Origin of the sequence: Caulobacter sp. D5 (assembly GCF_003185805.1) — a bacterium.
GTDB lineage: Bacteria > Pseudomonadota > Alphaproteobacteria > Caulobacterales > Caulobacteraceae > Caulobacter.
Genome location: NZ_QHJY01000104.1, coordinates 1 through 4,245, shown reverse-complemented (window position 1 = coordinate 4,245; position 4,245 = coordinate 1). Strand labels below are relative to the sequence as shown.

Below are 4,245 nucleotides of genomic sequence, written 5' to 3'. Positions count from 1 at the left end.
GGGCCTGGCGGGCGTAGGCGTCGGCCCGGGCCTGAAGCTCGGGCGTCATGGCGCGGATCAGGATCGCCGCCCGCACCGCGTCGCGGGCGTCGCGCGGATTGACCAGCAGGGCCGGCGGCGGGTTGCGGCGGAAAAGCTGCAGGGCGCTGAGCAGCCGGGCCAGCTGGCCCCGGTCGCGGCCCATCTCGCCGATCAGCGCCGACTCCCGGCGGTGCAGGACCTCCAGCCGCTGGCGCTTGATGTCGACGTCGGCGCCGGCCGAGACCTGCTGCTGGTTCAGCCGGGTCAGCTCGGCCCGCAGGTCCTCGATCTCGCGACGGGTGTCGGCGGCCTGTTGCAGGTCGCGCGTGCGCTGGTCGCCGATCTGCTGCGCGACGACGGCCCCGGCTCCGGCGAGGAGCAGGGCGCAGGCGCTGGCGGCGGCGATCGCGAGGCGGCGGGGCATTGGGTCCCTATCTGCCTGAGGGCGCGGCGGTTTCAAAGGGCTTGCCCCACCAACCTCCCGTCATTCCCGCCCTGCAGGCTCGGCCTTGGTCAAGGATGGTAGGGCGACGCATGCGGCTGCTATGTCTGCGAGATGAGCGACCCGCCCTACATCGAACTCGACCGGCTGCGGGAGATCGGCTGGACGGAATGGGACCCGATCGGGTTAGTCGACTCGTCGTGTCCTCGAGACGAATACGATTCCTACCTGCTTCAGGTCGTGAGCCGTCTGCGGCAAGGGCAGACAATCGATGAGGTCACCAACTATCTCGAAAAGATGGCCGCCGAGTACATGGGGCTAGGGGCTTCGACATCGGCTTCACGCGCCGCTTCCGAGCGCACGGCGACACTTATCGATCGTTACCTCTCCGCCTTTCCTGCCGGCCCATTGAAGGTCCGGTGAGGCGGGCTGGCGGGACGACCGGTGCTCAATCGCGATGATACGGCGAGCCGCCCAGGATGGTGACGGCGCGGTAGATCTGTTCGGCCAGCATGGCGCGGGCCAGGGCGTGGGGCCAGGTCTGGGGGCCGAAGGCCAGCAGTTCGTTGGCCTGGCTGAGGATCGACGGGTCCAGGCCGTCGGCGCCGCCGATCAGGAACACGATCCTGCGCTGGCCGTCGTCGCGCAGCCGCTCCAGCCGTCCGGCGAAGGCGCGCGAGGTATGAACCTTGCCGTGCTCGTCGCAGGCGACGACATAGGCGCCTTCCAGGTGCGGGCGCAGCACCTCGGCCTCGGCGGCCTTGCCCGGCTTGCGGGCCTCGACCTCGAGGATCTCGACGGGACCCAGCGCCAGGGCGCGGCCGGACGCTGTGGCGCGGGACGCGTAGTCCAGCGCCAGCTGCGCCTCGACCATGCGGCCGAGCTTCCCGACGGTGAGGATGGTGATCTTCATGGGGGAGAGGGCATGGCGAGGCCCCGCCCCGAGCGCTGCTCAGGGGCGAGGCCCGCCTTGCGAGAGATCAGTTCGAAGCCGCCGGCATCCGGTGCGGGGCGTCGACGGCCCAGATCTTCTCGATGTTGTAGAAGCTGCGCACTTCGGGGCGGAACAGGTGAACGACGACGTCGCCGGCGTCGATCAGCACCCAGTCGCAGTGCGGCAGGCCTTCGACCCGGGCCTTGCCCAGGCCGTGGTCCTTCAGCGCGCGCAGCACGTGATCGGCCAGCGCGCCGACGTGACGGTGCGAGCGGCCGGACGCCACGATCAGGCTGTCGGCCACGGAGCTCTTGTCCGTGAGGTCGATGTGGACGATGTCCTGGGCCTTGTCGTCGTCGAGGCGCGAGAGGATGAGCGTCTCGAGCGCCTTGATGTTCAGGTCCGTACTGAGCGTCGGATTTTCAGTCGAGGATTCGGCTCCAGCCGGTCCCTCGTGCGCCGTCGGCGCGGGGTCGCTACGCAGCGGAATGCTCCTTATTGGCTTCGCGCAAAGCCTCCCTTAGCACGGAAAGACTCGAAACGTGAGGGGGATCGTGGTCGCAGGGCGGATCGGGGCGCGCGAACCCTATCGATCGCGAGCCTGAGGCGGGGCCGCCAGCTCGCCGCAGGCGTCCTGGACCTGGTTGGCGGGGGCCGCGAACCAGCTTCCGTCGCGCCGTGTCAGCGAGACGTACCAATCCTGGCAGCGGCCATAAACGGCGGTCGCGACGCCGCGCTCGGTGTCGACGTCAATCGACAAGGGGCGGGGCTGTTCGTCGGTCAGGCGGCCTCCGCCGGGGCAGTGGTCCAGCATAACCACATGGCCAAGGCGAGCTTGGACGAGGACGCCGGCCGGGATGTCGCGGAACTGGCGCAGGGTTTCGAGCGCCACGGCGCACTCGTCGCTTGTCGCGGCGCGGGCGGGAGGATCGGTCGCGATCGGCGCCGTCTGGAAAGCCATGGCGACGATCGCCGCTGCGCTTGCGAAGCCCATGGCGCGAGCTTGGCAGGCTTTCTCGCCCCTGTCAGCCCTTAGGCTGGCGCGCCCGCAGGGCCGTGGACGAGGCGAAGTTCAGCGGACCGGTCAGGTAGACCCAGGCCGGCGTGTCGGCGTCGGCCAGGGTGGCCGCGGCGCTGGCTGGGCGGCGGGCGAAGGCGAAGCGGCGGGCGGCCGGCGAGGTGCGGGCCTTCAGCGCCGCCCACGGCCGCGAGACCACGGCCACCGGGACCGAGCGCATGATCTGGGTCCAGCCGCGCCAGCGATGGAAGGTGGCCAGGCTGTCGGCGCCCATCACCCAGACGAACTTCACGCCGGGATAGCGGGCCTTCAGCACCCGCAGGGTGTCGATCGTGTACTGCGAGCCGAGGCGCGTCTCGGCGTCGGAGACGATCATGCCCGAGCCGCGCGCCCACTTGCGGGCCTGGGCCATGCGCTCGGGCAGGGGACGGGTCTCGTGCGAGGACTTCAGCGGGTTCTGCGGCGAGACGAGCCAGATCACCTGGTCCAGGCCCAGGCGATGCATGGCGGTCTCGGCCACGTGGGCGTGGCCCTCGTGCGCCGGGTTGAAGCTGCCGCCGAACAGCCCGACGCGCATGCCCGGCTCCAGATGGAAGCCGAGGCGCTGGGCGCTGGGACGACCGGCTTCAGGGACGAGTCTGGCCGGTCCCGCGAACCACATACTTGAACGTCGTCAGTTGCTCGGCCCCAACCGGGCCGCGGGCGTGAAGCTTGTCGGTGGCGATGCCGATCTCGGCCCCGAAGCCGAACTCGCCGCCGTCGGCGAACTGGGTCGAGGCGTTGACCAGCACGATGGCGCTGTCGACCTTGGCGACGAAGGCCTCGGCGGCGTTCGCGTCCTCGGTGACGATGGCGTCGGTGTGGCCCGAGCCGTAGGTGGCGATGTGCTCGGCCGCGCCGTCGACGCCGTCGACCACGGCCACGGCGATGATCGGGGCGAGGTATTCGGTGGTCCAGTCCTCGACGCTGGCGGCCTTGAGGTCGGGCTCGATGGCGCGCGAGGCGGCGTCGCCGCGGATCTCGCAGCCGGCCTTGATCAGCACGTCGGCGATCGGCGGCAGCAGCCTGGCGGCGGCCGCGCGGTCGATCAGCAGGGTCTCGGCCGAGCCGCACACCGAGACGCGGCGCATCTTGGCGTTCAGCACGATGTCGGCGGCCTTCTTGAGGTCGGCGGCGGCGTGCACGAAGACGTGGTTGAGGCCTTCCAGGTGGCCCAGCACCGGGGCGCGGGCCTCGGCCTGGACGCGGGCGACCAGGCTCTTGCCGCCGCGCGGGATGATCAGGTCGATCGACCGGTCCAGGCCCGACAGGATGGCGCCGACGGCGGCGCGGTCGGTGGTCCGCACCATCTGCACGACCTGGGCCGGCAGGCCGGCGGCCTCCAGCCCCTTCAGCACCGCGCCGTGGATGGCGAGGTTGGACTCGAAGCACTCCGAGCCGCCGCGCAGGATCACGGCGTTGCCCGAGCGCAGGGTCAGGGCCGCGGCGTCGGCCGTCACGTTGGGACGGCTCTCGTAGATCATGGCGATGACGCCGATCGGCGTGCGCACCCGGGCGATGTCCAGGCCGTTCGGCCGGGTCCAGCGCGAGGTTTCCACGCCCAGCGGGTCGGGGATGGCGGCCACGGCCTCGACGCCGGCGGCGACGCCTTCGAGGCGGGCCTCGTTCAGCATCAGACGCTCGATCATCGGCGCGGTCAGGCCGTTCTTGCCGGCCTTCTCCAGATCGCGGGCGTTGGCGGCCAGGATGGCGGGGGCGTCGGCGCGGATGGCGGCGGCGATGGCGGTCAGGGCGGCGGTGCGCTGGGCTGGCGTGGCGAGGCGCAGCGCG

At 71.1% G+C, this 4,245-nt stretch carries 6 protein-coding genes and 1 pseudogene; 1 reads left to right on the top strand and 6 read right to left on the bottom strand.

What is annotated here, in order from left to right:
* Window positions 1-445: pseudogene (locus DMC18_RS07855) on the bottom strand (peptidase M24); the annotation flags it as partial.
* Between the two features lie 132 nt (window positions 446-577).
* On the opposite strand from DMC18_RS07855, the gene DMC18_RS07850 reads away from it, so the two are divergent.
* On the top strand, window positions 578-886 hold the full coding sequence (locus DMC18_RS07850) for a hypothetical protein (RefSeq protein ID WP_110119164.1): 309 nt from the start codon (window positions 578-580) through the stop codon (window positions 884-886).
* Window positions 887-911: 25 nt separating this feature from the next.
* Here DMC18_RS07850 and rlmH read toward each other — a convergent pair whose 3' ends face one another.
* From rlmH to DMC18_RS07825, 5 genes are all read right to left on the bottom strand, one after another.
* Window positions 912-1,376, bottom strand: coding sequence for a 23S rRNA (pseudouridine(1915)-N(3))-methyltransferase RlmH (rlmH, locus tag DMC18_RS07845; RefSeq protein WP_110119165.1), 465 nt, complete (start codon window positions 1,374-1,376; stop codon window positions 912-914).
* 67 nt (window positions 1,377-1,443) lie between these two features.
* Window positions 1,444-1,881, bottom strand: coding sequence for a ribosome silencing factor (gene rsfS / locus DMC18_RS07840; protein WP_199228392.1), 438 nt, complete (start codon window positions 1,879-1,881; stop codon window positions 1,444-1,446).
* 102 nt (window positions 1,882-1,983) lie between these two features.
* Window positions 1,984-2,391 carry a hypothetical protein gene (locus tag DMC18_RS07835; RefSeq protein WP_110119169.1) on the bottom strand — a complete coding sequence of 136 codons (408 nt, stop codon included), beginning with the start codon at window positions 2,389-2,391 and terminating at the stop codon, window positions 1,984-1,986.
* A 31-nt stretch (window positions 2,392-2,422) separates the two neighbouring features.
* On the bottom strand, window positions 2,423-3,076 hold the full coding sequence (locus DMC18_RS07830; protein WP_110132825.1) for a nicotinate-nucleotide adenylyltransferase: 654 nt from the start codon (window positions 3,074-3,076) through the stop codon (window positions 2,423-2,425).
* On the bottom strand, window positions 3,042-4,245 hold a 1,204-nt coding region (locus tag DMC18_RS07825; protein ID WP_110132824.1), incomplete at its 5' end, for a glutamate-5-semialdehyde dehydrogenase. The genes DMC18_RS07830 and DMC18_RS07825, both read right to left, overlap by 35 nt.

Coding starts and splice junctions, on each gene's coding strand:
- DMC18_RS07850 (WP_110119164.1), top strand. CDS start 578: ATGAGCGACCCGCCCTACATCGAACTCGACCGGCTGCGGGAGATCGGC.
- rlmH (WP_110119165.1), bottom strand. CDS start 1,376: ATGAAGATCACCATCCTCACCGTCGGGAAGCTCGGCCGCATGGTCGAG.
- DMC18_RS07835 (WP_110119169.1), bottom strand. CDS start 2,391: ATGGGCTTCGCAAGCGCAGCGGCGATCGTCGCCATGGCTTTCCAGACG.
- DMC18_RS07830 (WP_110132825.1), bottom strand. CDS start 3,076: ATGTGGTTCGCGGGACCGGCCAGACTCGTCCCTGAAGCCGGTCGTCCC.